Origin of the sequence: Hydrogenovibrio sp. JE_KL2 (genome assembly GCF_009296185.1) — a bacterium.
Lineage (GTDB): Bacteria > Pseudomonadota > Gammaproteobacteria > Thiomicrospirales > Thiomicrospiraceae > Hydrogenovibrio.
The window spans coordinates 74,960-92,796 of sequence record NZ_WBJR01000004.1; the positions used below are offsets into that span (position 1 = coordinate 74,960).

At 43.1% G+C, this 17,837-nt stretch carries 18 protein-coding genes and 1 tRNA gene; 1 reads left to right on the forward strand and 18 read right to left on the reverse strand.

The window, feature by feature from the left end:
* Positions 1 to 5: 5 nt before the first annotated feature.
* The 15 genes from nuoH to rlmE form a co-directional block, all read right to left on the reverse strand.
* Complete coding sequence (gene nuoH / locus F8R13_RS08110; protein ID WP_152833461.1) at positions 6 to 1,070, reverse strand: NADH-quinone oxidoreductase subunit NuoH; 1,065 nt, start codon at positions 1,068 to 1,070, stop codon at positions 6 to 8.
* Positions 1,071 to 1,084: 14 nt separating this feature from the next.
* Positions 1,085 to 3,175 (reverse strand): NADH-quinone oxidoreductase subunit NuoG, encoded by a 2,091-nt coding sequence (gene nuoG / locus F8R13_RS08115; protein ID WP_152833463.1) that lies wholly within the window; start codon positions 3,173 to 3,175, stop codon positions 1,085 to 1,087.
* A 51-nt stretch (positions 3,176 to 3,226) separates the two neighbouring features.
* Positions 3,227 to 4,507, reverse strand: a complete 1,281-nt coding sequence (gene nuoF, locus F8R13_RS08120; RefSeq protein ID WP_152833465.1) for an NADH-quinone oxidoreductase subunit NuoF — start codon at positions 4,505 to 4,507, stop codon at positions 3,227 to 3,229.
* 3 nt (positions 4,508 to 4,510) lie between these two features.
* Positions 4,511 to 5,002 carry an NAD(P)H-dependent oxidoreductase subunit E gene (gene nuoE, locus F8R13_RS08125; protein ID WP_152833467.1) on the reverse strand — a complete coding sequence of 164 codons (492 nt, stop codon included), beginning with the start codon at positions 5,000 to 5,002 and terminating at the stop codon, positions 4,511 to 4,513.
* Positions 4,999 to 6,252: an NADH-quinone oxidoreductase subunit D gene (locus F8R13_RS08130; RefSeq protein ID WP_152833469.1), complete on the reverse strand. Its 1,254-nt coding sequence runs from the start codon at positions 6,250 to 6,252 to the stop codon at positions 4,999 to 5,001. Before F8R13_RS08130 ends, nuoE begins: the two co-directional genes overlap by 4 nt.
* A gap of 19 nt (positions 6,253 to 6,271) precedes the next feature.
* Entirely contained in the window at positions 6,272 to 6,940 is a 669-nt protein-coding gene (locus F8R13_RS08135) for an NADH-quinone oxidoreductase subunit C (RefSeq protein ID WP_152833471.1), read from the reverse strand.
* Positions 6,941 to 6,970: 30 nt separating this feature from the next.
* Positions 6,971 to 7,447, reverse strand: coding sequence for an NADH-quinone oxidoreductase subunit B family protein (locus tag F8R13_RS08140; protein WP_024851441.1), 477 nt, complete (start codon positions 7,445 to 7,447; stop codon positions 6,971 to 6,973).
* Positions 7,438 to 7,794, reverse strand: coding sequence for an NADH-quinone oxidoreductase subunit A (locus tag F8R13_RS08145; protein ID WP_152833473.1), 357 nt, complete (start codon positions 7,792 to 7,794; stop codon positions 7,438 to 7,440). The genes F8R13_RS08140 and F8R13_RS08145 overlap by 10 nt, the downstream gene beginning before the upstream one ends.
* A 49-nt stretch (positions 7,795 to 7,843) precedes the next feature.
* Positions 7,844 to 7,928: transfer RNA gene (locus F8R13_RS08150), tRNA-Leu, on the reverse strand.
* A gap of 8 nt (positions 7,929 to 7,936) precedes the next feature.
* Entirely contained in the window at positions 7,937 to 8,260 is a 324-nt protein-coding gene (gene secG / locus F8R13_RS08155; protein WP_029909736.1) for a preprotein translocase subunit SecG, read from the reverse strand.
* Positions 8,261 to 8,262: 2 nt separating this feature from the next.
* Entirely contained in the window at positions 8,263 to 9,021 is a 759-nt protein-coding gene (gene tpiA / locus F8R13_RS08160; protein ID WP_152833475.1) for a triose-phosphate isomerase, read from the reverse strand.
* A gap of 69 nt (positions 9,022 to 9,090) precedes the next feature.
* The gene (gene glmM / locus F8R13_RS08165; protein ID WP_152833477.1) at positions 9,091 to 10,425 is read right to left on the reverse strand and encodes a phosphoglucosamine mutase; all 1,335 of its coding nucleotides are present in this window, start codon (positions 10,423 to 10,425) and stop codon (positions 9,091 to 9,093) included.
* 19 nt (positions 10,426 to 10,444) lie between these two features.
* Complete coding sequence (folP, locus tag F8R13_RS08170; protein ID WP_152833479.1) at positions 10,445 to 11,269, reverse strand: dihydropteroate synthase; 825 nt, start codon at positions 11,267 to 11,269, stop codon at positions 10,445 to 10,447.
* A 59-nt stretch (positions 11,270 to 11,328) separates the two neighbouring features.
* Positions 11,329 to 13,275, reverse strand: coding sequence for an ATP-dependent zinc metalloprotease FtsH (gene ftsH / locus F8R13_RS08175; protein WP_253806400.1), 1,947 nt, complete (start codon positions 13,273 to 13,275; stop codon positions 11,329 to 11,331).
* 150 nt (positions 13,276 to 13,425) lie between these two features.
* Positions 13,426 to 14,046 carry a 23S rRNA (uridine(2552)-2'-O)-methyltransferase RlmE gene (gene rlmE / locus F8R13_RS08180; protein ID WP_152833483.1) on the reverse strand — a complete coding sequence of 207 codons (621 nt, stop codon included), beginning with the start codon at positions 14,044 to 14,046 and terminating at the stop codon, positions 13,426 to 13,428.
* A gap of 69 nt (positions 14,047 to 14,115) precedes the next feature.
* On the opposite strand from rlmE, the gene yhbY reads away from it, so the two are divergent.
* Positions 14,116 to 14,421 carry a ribosome assembly RNA-binding protein YhbY gene (gene yhbY / locus F8R13_RS08185; RefSeq protein WP_152833485.1) on the forward strand — a complete coding sequence of 102 codons (306 nt, stop codon included), beginning with the start codon at positions 14,116 to 14,118 and terminating at the stop codon, positions 14,419 to 14,421.
* A gap of 46 nt (positions 14,422 to 14,467) precedes the next feature.
* Here the strand turns inward: yhbY and F8R13_RS08190 are convergent, their stop codons facing one another.
* Genes F8R13_RS08190 through F8R13_RS08200 form a run of 3 tightly spaced genes read right to left on the reverse strand, consistent with a single transcriptional unit; the run spans position 14,468 to position 17,825 of the window.
* The gene (locus F8R13_RS08190; protein ID WP_152833486.1) at positions 14,468 to 15,649 is read right to left on the reverse strand and encodes an O-succinylhomoserine sulfhydrylase; all 1,182 of its coding nucleotides are present in this window, start codon (positions 15,647 to 15,649) and stop codon (positions 14,468 to 14,470) included.
* A complete protein-coding gene (gene purF / locus F8R13_RS08195; protein WP_152833489.1) occupies positions 15,649 to 17,166 on the reverse strand; it encodes an amidophosphoribosyltransferase in 1,518 nt (505 codons plus the stop codon). The genes F8R13_RS08190 and purF overlap by 1 nt, the downstream gene beginning before the upstream one ends.
* A gap of 38 nt (positions 17,167 to 17,204) precedes the next feature.
* Positions 17,205 to 17,825, reverse strand: coding sequence for an SPOR domain-containing protein (locus F8R13_RS08200; RefSeq protein WP_152833490.1), 621 nt, complete (start codon positions 17,823 to 17,825; stop codon positions 17,205 to 17,207).
* Positions 17,826 to 17,837 lie beyond the last annotated feature (12 nt).

Genomic DNA, 17,837 nt, shown 5'->3' on the forward strand with positions numbered 1-17,837 from the left:
CTCTATTAATTGAACCAAGGGCCAAGTTTGACGTATTCCATGATCATCACAACGAACACCCATACGATTGTCACTGGAATCAAAACTTTCCAGCCCAGACGCATGATTTGGTCGTAGCGATAACGTGGGAAAGTCGCACGGAACCACAAGAACAAGAATAATAAGAAGGCAACCTTAGCAAACAACCAGATAAATCCAGGAATCCAACCAAAAACTGCTTCCAACCCCGGAATACCATCAAATGGAGATAACCAACCACCAAGGAACATAATCGCCGTCATAAAGGAGATCAGAATCATCATCGAATATTCCGCTAGGAAGAATACGGCGAATGCCATACCAGAATATTCAACGTGGAAACCAGCAACGATTTCAGATTCCCCTTCCGCAACGTCAAACGGCGCACGGTTGGTTTCAGCCAAACCGGAAATGAAGTAAACGAAGAACATTGGTAGTAATGGAATCCAGTACCAATGCCAAATACCGCCCTTCTGTCCATTAACGATGTCTGTCAGGTTCATACTGTCAGCAACCATCAATACCGTTACCAACGCGAAGCCCATCGCGATTTCATAGGAAATCTTCTGTGCAGATGCACGAAGTGCACCAAGGAATGCATACTTAGAGTTGGATGCCCAACCAGAAATAACAATCCCGTAAACACCAATAGACGCCACGGCCAATACATAAAGTACCCCTGCGTTAATGTTAGCGACCACGACACCATTCGCATCAAACGGGATAACTGCCCAAGCGGCTACCGCAGGCGCAATTGCCAAAACTGGCGCGATAATAAACAGGTACTTGTTAGATTGGCTAGGGATAACCACTTCTTTAGTCAAGGCTTTAACCGCATCCGCAATCGGTTGCAACCAACCACCCGGACCGACTCGGTTTGGCCCCATACGAACTTGCATATAACCGATGACTTTACGCTCGGCATAAGTCAACCATGCAACCGTAATCATGACCGGCATGATAACAACGACAGCTTGGATCAATAGCGTAATCAAGACGGCTAGCCAGTCATACATGAAAGAAGATAGCCAAGCTTGTAATGAATCAAACATAATGACAAATCTCCTTAATTAGATGCTGAAGCATCAGGGGTTGCTTGCAAAGATGGCGAACGGCGCACCAATGCATCTACCGAATAAATCGAAACCAGCGGCGTAGGGATTAAGCTTGCTTCATCATTGTTCAACGACAATGCAGCATAATCGGCACTCGGCATTTCTGAATCCAGTACTTCAGCCAACACTTGATTAGAATGGGTTTGCTCAAAACCTTCCAACTCGAACATGTTGCCCAATACACGGAAGATTTTCCAAGCAGGCTTGGCTTCACCTTGAGGTTCAACTGCCATCTTGAATGACTGCTTCACGCCAGTAGCATTAACAAAAGTGCCAGCCGTTTCAGCAAATGTTGCGATCGGTAACATGACATCGGCATAACCACGCTGTGCTTCCGTATCGAAGGCTGTCAATGAAACTACAAAGTCCGCAGACTGCATCGCTTGAAGCGCCATGTTTCCATCTTGAACATCATGTTCAGGTTCAATGCCCAAATTGATGAAAGTCTTCAAGTTGTTTGACAACATTTCTACGGTGTTCAAACCACCTTCTTTTGGCATAAAACCAGTTAGCTGTGCACCCACATCGTTTGCAGCCATTGGCAAGATGCTGAAGGTTGCTTGAGTGGCTTTAGCGATATCATCACACAACTTAACGAGTTGTGAATAACGCGCGTCCATTTGCGCAATTTGTCCCAGCATAATTGCTGATGAGTTGTTGTGCAAATGCGTCGCAATGTCTTTATGTGCATCGGTTACTTCAACTGAAGAAAGATAATCTGGAACATTTCCTGCCATTGACGTCGCAGCTTTTGCAACAGCTTTCAACTCGGCTAGCAGATCTTCATTAGCCAACGTTTCAACATCATAGTTGAACTTAAAGTCTTGAGGGTTCACCGCAAATACCTTCGCGCCGGACAACTGAGCTTTACGCACACGGTGGTTCAGCATTGGCAATTCTTTTCTTAAGAAACTGCCAACCAGAAGCACAGATTTCAAAGACTCCACTTCTTCCAAAGAATGATTTAGCTTAGACCCAACCTGGCAGATTTTATCCATTGAGAAATCGATTTGTCTCAATCGGTGGTCTAGGTTACGAATACCTAATCCTCTCGCCAACTTTTGCAATAAGTGCAATTCTTCTAATGTAGAAGATGGAGAAGCCAATACACCAATGTCATTTGGTTCAGCCAAACGTGATTTTAGAGAATCAACGACAAATTCCAGTGCCGTTTCCCAGTCAACTTTCTTCCATTGACCGTTCTTTTTAATCATAGGAGTCGTTAGACGATCTTCACTATTAATCCCTTCATATGAGAAGCGATCACGGTCAGAAATCCACACTTCGTTGATAGCTTCGTTTTCATCAGGAACAACACGAAGCACTTTGTTGTTTTTAGAATGGATAATGATGTTAGAGCCGATACTGTCGTGAGGTGCAATAGACTTATGAGATTTCAACTCCCATGGTCTAGCAGAATAGCGGAATGGCTTAGAGGTCAATGCACCTACTGGACACAAATCAATCATGTTCCCGGACATTTCAGAAGAAACCGATTTCTCAATGTAGGTACCGATTTCCATCCACTCACTACGCCCGGTAGCCCCTAGTTCCATAATCCCGCCAATCTCTTGGCCGAAACGAACACAACGTGTGCAGTGAATACAACGTGTCATATCGGTATGGATAAGCGATCCAATATTTTTATCACCTAGAATACGCTTCGCTTCTGTATATTTAGAAACATCATCGCCATATTCCATTGCCACATCTTGTAGCTCACACTCACCACCTTGGTCACAGATCGGACAATCCAATGGGTGGTTGATCAACAAGAACTCCATGACTGATTTTTGTGCCGCAACTGCCTTAGAGGATTTGGTAAAAACCTTCATCCCATCCGTTACAGGGGTTGCACAAGCAGGCAAAGCCTTAGGCGCACCTTCAACTTCAACCAAACACATACGGCAGTTTGCCGCGATGGATAGCTTCTTGTGGTAACAAAAACGCGGAATAGAAATCTGAGCATCGTCAGCAACATCAATAAGCATGTCGCCTTCACGAGCTTCAACAACTTGTCCGTTTATCTCAATTTTAACCATAATTAAAACCTAAATTTGGAACCTGTATAAGGAGTCCTGTCACTGGTTGGCTTAAGCTCTATCAAAGATGCTGCAACCGTGCTCAATGTAATGACGGAACTCGTGTTCGTAATGATCTAAGAAGCTACCGACTGGTATCGCCGCAGCATCACCCAAACCACAAATTACGCGTCCCATAATTTTTCCTGAAACATCTTTTAATAATTCGATGTCCTCTGGTCTACCTTTGCCTTGTCTGATACGGTGAACGACTCGATACATCCAACCAGTACCTTCACGACATGGCGTACATTGCCCGCATGATTCTTCATAGTAGAACCATGTCAAACGCTCTAGTGCGCGAACCATATCTGTTTGATCATCCATAATGATCACAGACCCAGCCCCTAGGAAAGAACCTGCTTTCGCAATAGAGTCATAATCCATATTCATTTCCAGCGCTTTTTCTGCTGGAAGCACGGCAGTTGAAGAACCACCAGGAATCACTGCTTTCAGTTTGCGCCCTTTCCAAACACCACCCGCCAACGCTAACAAGTCTTTAAATGGTGTTCCCATTCGAACTTCAAAGTTTCCAGGGTTATTGATATGCCCAGAAACTGAATAACACTTGGTTCCACCTGCATTAGGTGCACCGATATCTGCAAACCAGTCACCACCTTTCGCTAAGATCATTGGGATCGAAGCCAGTGTCTCAGTATTGTTAATCGTGGTCGGCTTACCATACAAACCGTAGCTCGCTGGGAAAGGTGGCTTAAAGCGTGGCTGACCCTTCTTACCTTCAATAGACTCAATCAGAGCCGTTTCTTCACCACAAATATAAGCGCCAGCGCCCAAGTGTGTGTAAAGATCAAAATCAAAACCTGAACCGAGAATATTCTTGCCAAGTAGTCCTGCTTCTCTTGCTTGGTTTATAGCATTGTCAAAACGCTTGTATGGCTCCCAGAACTCACCACGGATATAGTTGTATCCAGCGCAGGCACCGATCACGTAACCGGCAATCATCATCCCTTCAACCAACTGGTGAGGGTTATAGCGCATAATGTCGCGGTCTTTAAAGGTTCCTGGCTCACCTTCATCCGAATTACATAGAATGTACTTAGGACCCGGTGCATTACGGTTCATAAAGCTCCACTTCAAACCTGTAGGAAAACCTGCACCACCACGCCCACGAATACCGGAAGTTTTCACTTCATCAATAATCTCTTGAGGAGTAATCTCACCTGCTAAGACTTTTTTCCATACCTCGTAACCACCATTGGCAACATAGGTATCAATATCCCATGAGTTTTCTAAATGATTTAAACGGTAACAATTTTCATTCTGTGGAATCATCACTTACTCCAATCCGTCTAAAATTTCATCAAGTGATTCTTCGGTAAGATTTTCATAATATTCTTTTCCGAGCATCATCATTGGAGCGCCTCCACAGGCACCTAAACACTCAACTTTTTTAATTGAGAATTTTCCGTCAGGTGTCACTTCTCCCACGCCAACACCTAACTTTTTCTCTAGGTGTTCTAGAATCTCATCACTTCCACGCAACATGCACGAAATGTTGGTACACAAACAAATCTTGTGTCTACCAACCGGCTTATGCTCATACATAGAGTAAAAAGTTGCTACTTCATAAACGGCAATTGGTGTCATTTCAAGATAGTCTGCAACTTGATCCATTAGTTCAGTGGTCAAGCTTCCGCCACTCACTTCTTGAACGATTCTCAGCGCAGGCATAACCGCAGACTGTTTTTGATCTTCTGGGTAATGTGAAACCCAGCGATCAATACGCTCTTTCACTTCACCTTGAATAACATTCGCTGTTGCGCTCATCGGTCAATCTCCCCAAATACGATATCTTGCGTTCCGATAATAGAAACGACATCGGCAATCATGTGGCCTTTTGCCATTTCATCAAGCGAAGCCAAGTGAGCAAACCCTGGTGCCTTAACTTTTAGTCGGTAAGGTTTGTTCGCACCATCGGACACCATGTAAATACCGAATTCACCTTTTGGGTGTTCTACAGCGGTATAACTTTCACCCGCTGGTACCGCATAACCTTCGGTAAACAACTTGAAGTGGTGAATCAATGCTTCCATATTGGACTTGGCTTCTTCACGAGAAGGTGGTGCAACTTTATGATCGCTAGTCATGACTGGGCCTGGATTCTTCTTCAACCAGTCAACACATTGCTTAATGATTTTGTTTGATTCACGCATTTCTGCAACGCGAACCAAATAGCGGTCATAACAATCTCCTGTCACGCCTACTGGGATGTCAAAATCCATTTTGTCATAGACTTCATATGGCTGTTTCTTACGCAAATCCCAAGCGATACCAGAACCGCGTAACATAGGTCCTGTAAACCCTAGTTGCAACGCTCTTTCTGGAGAAACGATTCCGATATCTACCGTTCTTTGTTTCCAGATACGGTTATCGGTCAATAATGTTTCATACTCGTCAACATAACCCGGAAAACGCTGTGTAAAGGCTTCAATAAAATCCAACAATGAACCTTCACGAGTTTCGTTCAACTTATCCAGCTTTTTGCCGGAATGCCATTTTGAAGCTTCATATTTAGCCATAGTATCCGGCAAGTCACGGTATACCCCACCTGGTCGATAATAGGTTGCGTGCATACGCGCACCGGAAACCGCTTCATAACAATCCATTAAGTCTTCACGCTCACGGAAGGCATAAAGGAAAACGGTCATCGCACCAATATCCAACGCGTGTGCACCCAACCACATAAGGTGGTTCAATATACGAGTGATTTCGTCGAACATCACACGGATGTATTGCGCACGCTCAGGCACTTCAACACCAATCATCTTTTCAATCGCCATCACATAAGCATGCTCATTGGACATCATAGAAACATAGTCCAAACGATCCATATATCCAATTGACTGATTGTAAGGTTTATATTCCGCTAACTTCTCAGTACCTCGATGTAGTAGGCCAATATGAGGATCAGAACGCACAATCGTTTCACCGTCCAGCTCAAGAACCAAGCGCAATACACCGTGCGCAGATGGATGCTGTGGACCGAAGTTAAGCGTATAGTTTCGAATTTCAGACATAATGCTTTCCTAATTTCCTCTAAGCCGTCTTATCTTCGCGAATTACGCGTGGAACATTAACACGGTTTTCAATTTCGACTGGTTCATAAACAACGCGCCCTTTTTCAGAGTCATAGCGCATTTCAACATGACCGGTAAGTGGGAAGTCTTTTCTCAAAGGGTGTCCCACAAAACCATAGTCAGTCAAAATTCTTCTTAAATCTGGATGGCCTTTAAAAACGATACCAAACATATCAAAGACTTCTCTTTCAAACCAGTTGGCTGAATTCCATACTTGCACAATAGAATCAACGATCGGCATTTGAGTGTCTTCTGGGAACACTTTCACTCGAATTCTATAATTGTGTTCAACCGACAAGAAGTGATAGACAACAGCAAAACGTCTAGACATAAACTGCCCTTCGTCGGAAGAATCTTCTTCATCAAAGTCAAACACACCGCGGCTAAACCCTTTATTTGGTGCCGCCATCGTTTCCCAGTTAGCTTCACCGTAGTGAAGATAGTCAACTGCTGTGACATCAATCAACTCGTCAAAGCCCAATTCGTCTCTTAAAGTCAAAAAAGCATCTAACGCTTTTTCTGGCGTCAACTCTATCGTCAGTTCATTAAATTGAACCTTCGAGTCAACAACAGCTCCTGCCAGCAATTTGCTGACCTGAGTTTGTAAATCCAGTACCGACTGTTTCATAGAAATTTCACTCTTTAAACTCGGGGGAAATTAACGAGCAATGGTATTTGTTCGTTTAATTTTCGCTTGAAGCTGGATAATCCCGTATAACAAAGCTTCTGCTGTTGGAGGACATCCAGGAACATAGACATCGACAGGCACAATCCTGTCACAACCGCGAACAACTGAATAAGAATAGTGGTAATAACCGCCACCGTTAGCACATGATCCCATAGAGATTACCCAACGAGGCTCTGCCATTTGGTCATAAACTTTACGCAATGCTGGTGCCATTTTATTTACCAACGTTCCAGCAACAATCATCACATCTGATTGGCGAGGACTTGGTCTAAAAATGATCCCAAAACGGTCCAAATCATAACGTGACGCACCGGCATGCATCATCTCAACCGCGCAACAGGCCAACCCAAAAGTCATTGGCCACAAGGAACCCGTTCTTGCCCAGTTAATCAGCTTATCTGCGGAAGTAGTAACTACCCCTTCCTTCAAAACGCCTTCTATTCCCATTCAAGCGCTCCCTTTTTCCACTCATAAATAAAGCCAACTACCAGAAGCGATAAAAACCCTGCCATCGCCAACAATCCAAACGTACCCACTTCTTTCAGCACAATTGCCCAAGGGAACAGAAATGCGATTTCCAAATCAAAAATAATGAAAAGGATCGCAACAAGATAGAAGCGAACATCAAACTTCATACGAGAATCTTCAAAGGCTTCAAATCCACACTCATATGGAGAAAGCTTCTCGGCATCAGGACGGTTTGGTCCAAGCAGATATCCCATTAGGATAGGCCCTACACCAAATAATATGCCTAGCACAACAAACACTATGATAGGTAAATAATTTTCAAGCATATTAAACCCTTCTAACTTAGTAAACTAAGCTTATGGTCATTCAAAAAAATGGTGCCGATGGCCGGATTTGAACCGGCACAGCTTGCGCCACTACCCCCTCAAGATAGCGTGTCTACCAATTCCACCACATCGGCTATGTGTCTTACTCTGGTACCACCGGAGCTTTTGTATCGTTATTATTCTTTTTCTCTGTTGTTACTACAGGCTTCTGAACAACACTTTGATATCCTTTCACTTGTTTGGCGCCCAAATAAGCCAACGTCAAACTTGTCATAAAGAAAATCGCCGCCACAACTGCAGTTACCTTCAACAAAAAACTACTTGAACCGCCGCCACCGAATACAGACTGGGAAGACCCACCTCCGAAATTCGCACCAGCGTCAGCACCTTTACCGTGCTGTAATAGCACAAGCACGATTAAAATAAATGCCACTACCAAATGAATGGTTAGTACAAATGAAAACATGATTACTCTCCTGCAGCCTCACAAATGGCCATAAAATCTTCAGCAACCAATGAAGCACCACCAATCAATCCACCATCAATATCAGGCTGACTGAACAATTCCTTTGCATTATCCGGTTTCACACTACCGCCGTACTGAATAATGATGCCACTTGCAACATCTTCATCATAGCTCGCCAATAGATTGCGAATAAATGCGTGAACTTCTTGTGCTTGCTCCGCAGTTGCCGTTTTACCAGTACCGATTGCCCAAACTGGTTCATAAGCAATCACTACGTTTTTAAAAGCATTAATACCAACTTTGGCTACGACTGCATTAATCTGTGTGGAGATAACTTCTTCCAACTGACCCGCTTCACGCTCTTCCAAAGTTTCTCCAATACACAATATTGGCGTCAAACCTGATCGAATCGCAGTATCGACTTTATTAGCGATTTCTGCATCCGTTTCTTTATAAATAGCACGTCTTTCCGAATGACCCAAAATAACGTACTGACATCCAAGATCTTTCACCATGCCCGCAGAAATCTCTCCAGTATACGCTCCCTGAACAGGTTCTTCCGCGATATTCTGGACACCCAATTCTATATTTGATGCAGACAAAGAACGATTTACATAATCCACATACAATGCTGGTGGACATATAGCTACTTTAGCGTTTCCTGCACGGTCAGACATTGCATTAAGCCCCGTTACAAGGCTCTTGATATCAGCCTTATTGCCATGCATTTTCCAATTACCTGCGACAAACATTTGTCTCATTTCTTAGTCTCCGACACAAAATTCCGCCTATATTAGCGATTTCTTTTTTGAATTACAATCTTGACAATCTTATGAAAATTCGCTTTCAACCACCTGCAACAGCGCATTTACTTCGGACTCAATCATCAACATGTCCTGCCCCTCAACCATTACTCGGATAAGCGGTTCTGTACCTGATGCTCTAATCAAAACCCTTCCTTTTCCAGCCATTCTTGCTTCAGAATCACTAATAGCAGCTTGTAATACCGCGCTTGAAGAAACATCCACCTTATCTGCTACACGTACGTTTTTCAGTAGTTGTGGCATCTTTTGCATTCCTGATGCTAACGCTTGAAGGGATTTTCCAGTCCTGGTGATTATTGACATAATTTGCAATGCAGCAACAATACCATCACCTGTTGACGTCTTATCCAAACACAAAACATGGCCTGAAGATTCCGCACCATAATCCCAGCCGTTTTCTTTCAGCGCTTCCATAACATAGCGATCACCCACTTTTGTGCGAATAAAGTCTATGCCCAATTCTTTTAGTGCAACCTCTAACCCCAAATTACTCATCAGGGTTCCGACCACACCTGAAACAGGCTTTTCTGAGTTAGACGCCAAGACATAAAGAATCTGATCCCCATCCACAATTTTACCGGTATGATCAATCATCATTACCCTATCGCCATCACCATCAAAAGCGATACCTATATCAGCAGACTCTGCCATCACTTTCTGCCTCAGGGCATCTAAATCTGTGGCTCCACACTTCAAATTAATATTAATCCCATCTGGTTCAACACCAATTGCTACAACATCCGCGCCCAACTCTTTGAAAACTGCGGGAGCAATGTGGTAAGTTGCGCCATTTGCACAATCCAAGACCACCTTAATGCCATCTAACTTTTTATTGGATTCATAAGTACTCTTACAAAACTCGGTATATCTACCGGCGGCATCATCAATACGTCTTGCTCTTCCCAAATTAAGTGAATCAACAGTTTCCAGAGCCTGGTCAAATGCCGCCTCTACTTCAAACTCAATTTGATCGGAAATTTTTTGGCCTTTAGCGGAGAAAAACTTGATGCCGTTATCGTGATGAGGATTATGAGAAGCGCTGATAACAATACCTGTATCAGCATGAAAAGTTCGAGTCAGGTAGGCTACTGCAGGGGTAGGCATAGGCCCCAGTAAAAGAACATCAATGCCAGCAGCAATAAATCCTGCTTCCAACGCCGACTCAAACATGTAGCCCGAAATACGAGTGTCTTTGCCGATCATTACAGTTTTTTCACCGTAATCTCGCATCACCTTGCCAGTTGCCCAGCCAAGTTTTAGGATTTGATCAGGACAAATCAGTCCTTTACCCACCTCATTGCGAATACCATCGGTTCCGAAATATTTTTTTGTTTGCGACATTGCAACTACCTAAAATTTATTACAGCAAAGTATGCATTACTTTGAATGCTTGAATCGTTTCTTCAAAATCATGAACACGAATAACCCTAGCGCCTTTCATCGCAGCAACAATTGCGGCCGAAACACTTCCTATCATTCGCTTTTCGACAGGCAAACCACCCAATATATCGCCAATCATTCTCTTTCGCGATACGCCCACCAATATTGGGTGACCTAAACTGGAAAACTGCTCTAGTTGTTCGAACAATTTTACATTATGCTCAAGACTTTTACCAAATCCAAAGCCTGGATCAATCAGTATATTTTCGTGTTTTATACCATTAGAAATGCACTCTTTCGCTCTTAACGTCAAAAAGTCCGACACCTCCTGAAAGACATTTTCATAAACAGGATTGTCCTGCATATTTCCAGGTTCTCCCTTCTTATGCATCAAACAAGCCATCACGCCCGAGACAGCAACAAGTTCTTCAGCTCCTTTTGACTGAAGCGCATTGATATCATTGATCAAATCAACCCCTAACTTGATGGACTCTTTCATCACTTCTGTTTTGTAGGTATCGATTGAAATAGACATATCTGTCATTTGCTTGATCCACTCTATAACAGGCAATACCCTTTCTAGCTCTTCATCCAAACTAACTGTAGCTGCTCCGGGACGAGTAGACTCTCCTCCTATATCGACGATATCGACACCAGCGGACTGCATACGCTCCAGCACAATTTTAATTTGATCTTCGGAGTTATGCACACCCCCATCCGAAAAAGAATCTGGGGTCACATTTAGAATCCCCATGACCAGAGGGATATCCAAACTAGTTGCATGGATTTTTTCAAAAAAAGTCATTCAGCACTCCATAAAAAAACCCCTAAAAAGGGGTTTTCGTAATTAATCAGCTACATTCTTCAATGTAATTTTGGCTCTGCATCATTAACTGAATCATCGTGTTTATCTGAAAGATCGGTCTTAGTTGTTTCCTGAGATTGTGAACTTGATAACTTCGAAGAACCATCATCCTTTCCATCATCACTTTCTTTCCAATCTTTAGGCTCACCAGGTTCCTTGCCTTCCATCAAGTTTTTCACCTGATCGGCATCAATCGTCTCATACTTCATCAAAGCATCAGCCATTGCGTGCAAGATAGAAATATTATCCGTCAGAAGCTTTTCAGCACGCTCATAGTTACGATCAATCAACTTACGAATCTCCAGATCAATTTCCTTCGAAATCTCACCAGAAACATTCGCATTTCGAGAGCTTCCCATCAAGGAGCCATTGTCTTCCTCTTCATACATAAGAGGTCCAAGCTTATCTGACAAGCCCCATTTCGTAACCATATTACGGGCAATTTGCGTTGCTCGCATAATGTCATTACTTGCACCGGTAGTCACCGCTTCTGAACCAAAAATCATCTCTTCAGCAATGCGTCCACCGTACAAACTAGACAACTGACTTTCTAACTTACGCTTAGAGTAACTATAAGAATCCTCTTCGGGCAGATACATGGTTACACCCAATGCTCGACCACGCGGCATAATACTAACTTTATAAACTGGATCATGCTCTGGTACCAGATACCCGACAATTGCGTGCCCTGCTTCATGGTAAGCAGTGAGTTTTTTCTCTTCTTCACTCATTACCATGCTCTTACGCTCAACACCCATCAGAATTTTATCTTTAGCTTTTTCAAAGTGTGCTTGGGTTACTAAGCGTTCATTGCCTCGCGCAGCAAACAGTGCAGCTTCATTAACCAAGTTTGCCAAGTCTGCGCCTGAAAATCCAGGCGTACCGCGAGCAATCAAAGCCGGCTTAACATCGTCCGACAAAGGAACTTTACGCATATGAACCTTAAGAATTTGTTCGCGTCCTCTAACATCTGGCAAACCTACCGTTACCTGACGGTCAAATCTTCCCGGTCTCAATAGCGCAGGGTCAAGAACGTCGGCACGGTTAGTCGCGGCAATTACAATCACCCCTTCATTCCCTTCAAAGCCATCCATTTCAACCAGCATTTGGTTCAATGTTTGTTCGCGTTCATCGTTTCCGCCACCCATTCCGGCACCACGGCTACGACCTACAGCATCAATTTCATCAATAAAGATAATACATGGCGCGTGCGCTTTTGCCTGCTCAAACATATCACGAACTCGTGAAGCACCGACACCTACAAACATCTCCACAAAGTCAGAACCAGAAATACTGAAAAAAGGTACTTTTGCTTCACCAGCAATTGCTTTTGCCAATAAAGTCTTACCTGTTCCAGGAGGCCCCACCATCAAAACACCACGCGGAATGTTTCCACCAAGATTTTGATACTTTTCTGGATCTCTTAAGAAATCAACGATTTCACCCACTTCTTCTTTGGCTTCATCTGCACCCGCAACATCCTCTAAAGTGACTTTAACTTGATCTTCTGTCATCATGCGGGCTTTTGATTTACCAAAAGACATAGGACCGCCTTTCCCGCCGATTCCACCCCCCATTGAACGCATGAAGAATATCCAGATAGCAATCAATAGCAACATTGGGAACCAAGAAATAAAGATTTGCATCAAAACGCTTTGTTTTTCAGGTAAATGCGCAATGACTTTGACATGATAGTGCAACAAGTCGCCCATCAACCCTACATCACCGGGGTTAATCGTCGTAAATGCCTGACCATTAGTGTAAACACCATGAATAGTTTGACCATCCATAGAAACTTGACTAACTTGCCCGTTATGCACTTGCTGGATGAAATCAGAGTAAGCTAGCTGAGAGCTTTTCCCCATCATTTGCTGCCCACTGAAGTGGTTGAATATCGACAACATGATGGTTGCCACCACTGTCCATATCAAGATGTTTTTTAACATGTCATTCTTCATAATTCACCTGTGAACCGTACCATGTACTTACAATTTCATAACTTTATAGTGATAACTCTACCACATTTTCTCATAAATATTATTTATATTATTTATGTAAAAGTACCCTTAATTCTTATTCCAAAAAACCTATAAAATTTAATGTTTTTTGCCTCTTGCCAAAAGATAGATTTCTTTACTTCTAGCTCTGGAAGCTTTAGGTTTACGCGTTAAAACCTTTTGATAATTTCCTTTCAAGGTCGTTAGCAACTGGTCATACCCCTCACCCTGAAATACCTTCATCAACAAGTCCCCACCGGGCTTCAAAACTTGTTCTGCTAGCTCAACACACAACTCAACCAAATACATCGACTTCGGAATATCCACCCCTTTGTTTCCGGTCATATTGGGTGCCATATCAGACATCACCAAATCGACGTCGCGTCCGTCTAGCGCATCCAGCAAATTTTGATAGACTTCATCCTCACGAAAGTCACCTTGGATAAAAGTCACACCTGCAAAGGGATCAACGGGCAAAATATCCAGCGCGAAAACACGCCCTTCCTCACCAATCTGCATTGATGTCCATTGAGACCAACCACCTGGCGCAGCCCCCAAGTCCACAACCGTCATACCTTTTTTGAAAAGCTGATCCTTTTCATCAATCTCTTGAAGCTTATAAATGGCACGTGAACGCCAGCCTTCTTGCTTCGCTTTATTGACATAATAATCGTCAAAATGCTCTTTTAACCATTCATTGCTTGATTTACTTCTTGCCATCGAGGTTTTTCTTATAAAATATGCAAATTAATCGCTTAGTCATTAATAATAATTAAAATCGGAAATTCAATGTCAAAAAACCAAAAACTTTCAATTCAACAAATTAAGTTCCTAAGAGGAATCGCTCACGGTCTAAACCCTGTAGTGACTATCGGCATCAATGGCGTCACTGATTCCTTAATGGAAGAAGTTGAAAGTTCCTTAGCCCATCATGAATTATTGAAAATCAAACTGGCTGCAGCGGAAAGGGATGATCGAAAAACGATCATCGATCATGTTGTGCAGCAAACGGGTTCACAATTGGTTCAATCCATTGGAAAAGTATTCGTTATTTTCCGTGCCAAAGAGAAAAGCGAAATCATTCTACCTAAGTAACATCAATAACGTGTAACGGTGTGCAGTACACACCGTTACACGTTACTTAGACAATCTTGTCTAAGCCTCGAGCCAAATCAACTTTCAAATCTTCAATAGACTCTAGCCCAACTGAAATCCTTAATAGATTATCGGTAATCCCTGTTGCTAACCTTTCACCCTCAGGGACTCGGCAATGCGTTGTAGTCGCTGGGTGCGTAATACTGGTTTTAACATCGCCCAAATTGGCGGTTATTGATACCATTTTCGTATTATCAATCACCGACCAGGCTTGTTCTCGCCCACCTTTAACTCTAAAAGTCACTAGTCCACCAGCCGCTTTTTGCTGTTTTTGTGCCAAGTCGTATTGAGGATGAGATTTCAAACCAGGATAAAACACTTTTTCCACTGCCGGATGCCCATCCAACCAAGTCGCAAGAGCCATCGCTCTCTGGCAGTGTGCTTCCATTCTCACAGAAAGGGTTTCGAGTCCTTTTAAAAATATCCATGCATTGAATGGACTCATTGAAGGCCCTGCCGTGCGCAAAAAGCCTCTAACCTCTTCTCCGACAAGTGTTTCGGAGCCCACAACAGCACCACCAATACCGCGACCCTGTCCATCCAAAAATTTTGTCGCGGAATGAATCACTATATCCGCGCCCAAAGCTAAGGGTTGTTGCAAAATGGGGGTACAGAAGCAATTATCGACAATCAGAATTGCACCACTACATTTTGCCAATGCACTCAAGGCAGCAATATCAGCAATTTGAGTTAGTGGATTAGAAGGACTTTCCAAGAAAAATGCTTTCGTATTCGGTTTAACCGCTTTTTCCCATTCATTAATATCCGTTTGCGAAACAAAGGTGACTTCCAAACCGAATTTCTTCAGGTATTTGTTAAACAATACCTTTGTTGTCCCGAAAATACTGCTTGAAGAAATAACATGGTCTCCCGACTCACATAGCGACATAAATGTCGTCAAAATAGCCGACATTCCAGAAGCCGTAGCAACACATGCCTCACCACCTTCCAGTGCGGCTAAGCGGTTTTCGAAAGCACTGACTGTGGGATTAGAAAAGCGCGAATAAACATTTCCTTTTTCTGCCCCACTAAAACGGTCAGCTGCCTGCTGCGCCGAATGGTAGCGAAAACTTGAAGTAGAGAAAATGGCTTCACTATTCTCTTGTTCTTCGGTTTGATTGTAGCCCGCACGAATCGCCAGCGTTTCCAAATCAAATTCTTTATCCATCACTCGCCTTGTCCATTATGAAGACCTACAGGCTCTTGCCCCACTTCCTTACGTTTCGACTGCGCAGAATCATTTCGTGCCAACCCAAGTGACTGCAAATACTCTTGCGTAATATCCCCAGTAACATAACAACCACTAAAACAGGAAGTATCGAACTCTTTAATATTTTTGTTACCTTGCCAAACTGCTTCGATAAGGTCATCTAAATCCTGATAGAACAAACGATCCGTTCCGATATACCCAGCCACTTCTTCGGTTGTACGGTTACTGGCAACCAGTTCATCAGTTGTTGGCATATCAATACCATAGACATAAGGATAACGAACCGCTGGAGCAGCTGATGCAAAGTAAACCTTTTTCGCCCCAGCTTCACGCGCCATTTGAACAATCTCACCGGAGGTTGTACCACGAACAATTGAGTCATCAACCAACAAGACATTCTTGCCTTCAAATTCCAACGGAATGGCATTTAGCTTTTGACGTACAGACTTCTTGCGAAGCTTTTGCCCAGGCATGATAAAGGTACGACCAATATAGCGGTTCTTAATAAATCCTTCACGATAAGGCTTACCTAAAACCTCTGCCAACTGTAACGCAGATGTTCTACTGGTATCTGGAATTGGCATAACGACATCAATATCGTTGTCCGGCCAATCTCTTAAAATCTGTTCCGCCAGCTTTTCTCCCATTCTCAAACGGGATTTATAAACAGAAATGTCATCAATCATTGAGTCTGGACGCGCAAAGTAAACAAACTCAAAAATACATGGACTGTATTGCGGATTTTCTGCGCACTGCTTAAATTCAATATCACCGCTTTCTGTAATAACAACGGCTTCGCCCGGAGCTAAGTCCTTTATCAACTGAAAACCAGCTGTATCAAGAGCCACACTCTCTGAGGCAATCATATAAGCATCACCATCATCATTAGTGCGCTTACCAACAACAATCGGTCTTAATGCAAAGGGATCACGAAACCCAATCAACCCAACACTAGGAATCACACCTACCGCCGCATAACCGCCACGAGCGCGCTTATGCACGCGTTCAATTGCCTTAAAGACATCCTGTGCATCGATAAATAACTTCTTCTGCTGCATCAGTTCATGCGCAAAGACATTCAACAAAACTTCAGAGTCCGAGTTGGTATTCAAGTGACGCAAATCCTGCTCATACAGTTCTTTGCCCAACTGTTCTGCATTGGTCAAATTACCGTTGTGAGCCATAGCAATACCATATGGCGAATTTACATAGAAAGGCTGTGCTTCTGCACTTGAAGCAGAACCTGCTGTTGGATAGCGCACATGACCAATCCCGATATTACCGTGCAAATCACGCATGTGACGGGTTCTGAAAACATCCTTCACCATGCCGTTATCTTTGCGCTGAAAAATTCTTCCATCCTGACAGGTCATAATGCCCGCGGCATCCTGACCACGATGCTGCAACACTGTAAGCGCATCGTAGATTTCTTGGTTGACAGGTGAATTAGAAACAATTCCAACTATGCCACACATGGTGTTTTCTCCGGATTTAACTTCATTAAACTGACGTTTTACTTTGTTTTTGCTAATTCCGAGCGTACTCGTAACACTCGGTTTAACTGCTGTTGATCTCTTAAAGCCAAGCTTTTATCGGTATAAGGTCCAATACGAACTGAATAGTATTTACTCTGTGGAAAATATTTAACAAAAACGTCATAGTCATATTTTAAATGTTCGTAGAGTAAATTTGCTTTTTCTTTTGAACGATAAGCCGCCACTCGGATAATCCATTTTTCTTTAGCAATCGGCGTTTTCGCTTTCTCAGCTGGATTTTCCGATGTTTTTACCGAGGATTTTTGTTCAACCTTACTTGTCGTAATATTTGCTGTGTTATTTGATCTACTTGTATCGGAAACTTTTTCAGTTGCCTTAGGCGTTGGCTCGCTTGCCACAACTTTCGCAGAAGCACTCTTTTGTGGAACAGGCTGTTCACTTTTAACTCCCGGCAGCACAAAAGGTTTATCAACCACTATTTCATCACTTTTGGGATGATTATCCGCCATCTCCATATCCGGTGAAAACCTGACTGGATCACTGTACCAACTTGGAACAATGGTAATGAGCAACAACAACCAAACAAGCGCGCCCGTCATACGAAATTTAAGAGATAAATCTTCCGAATCCATTTCCATAAACTTTCCTAT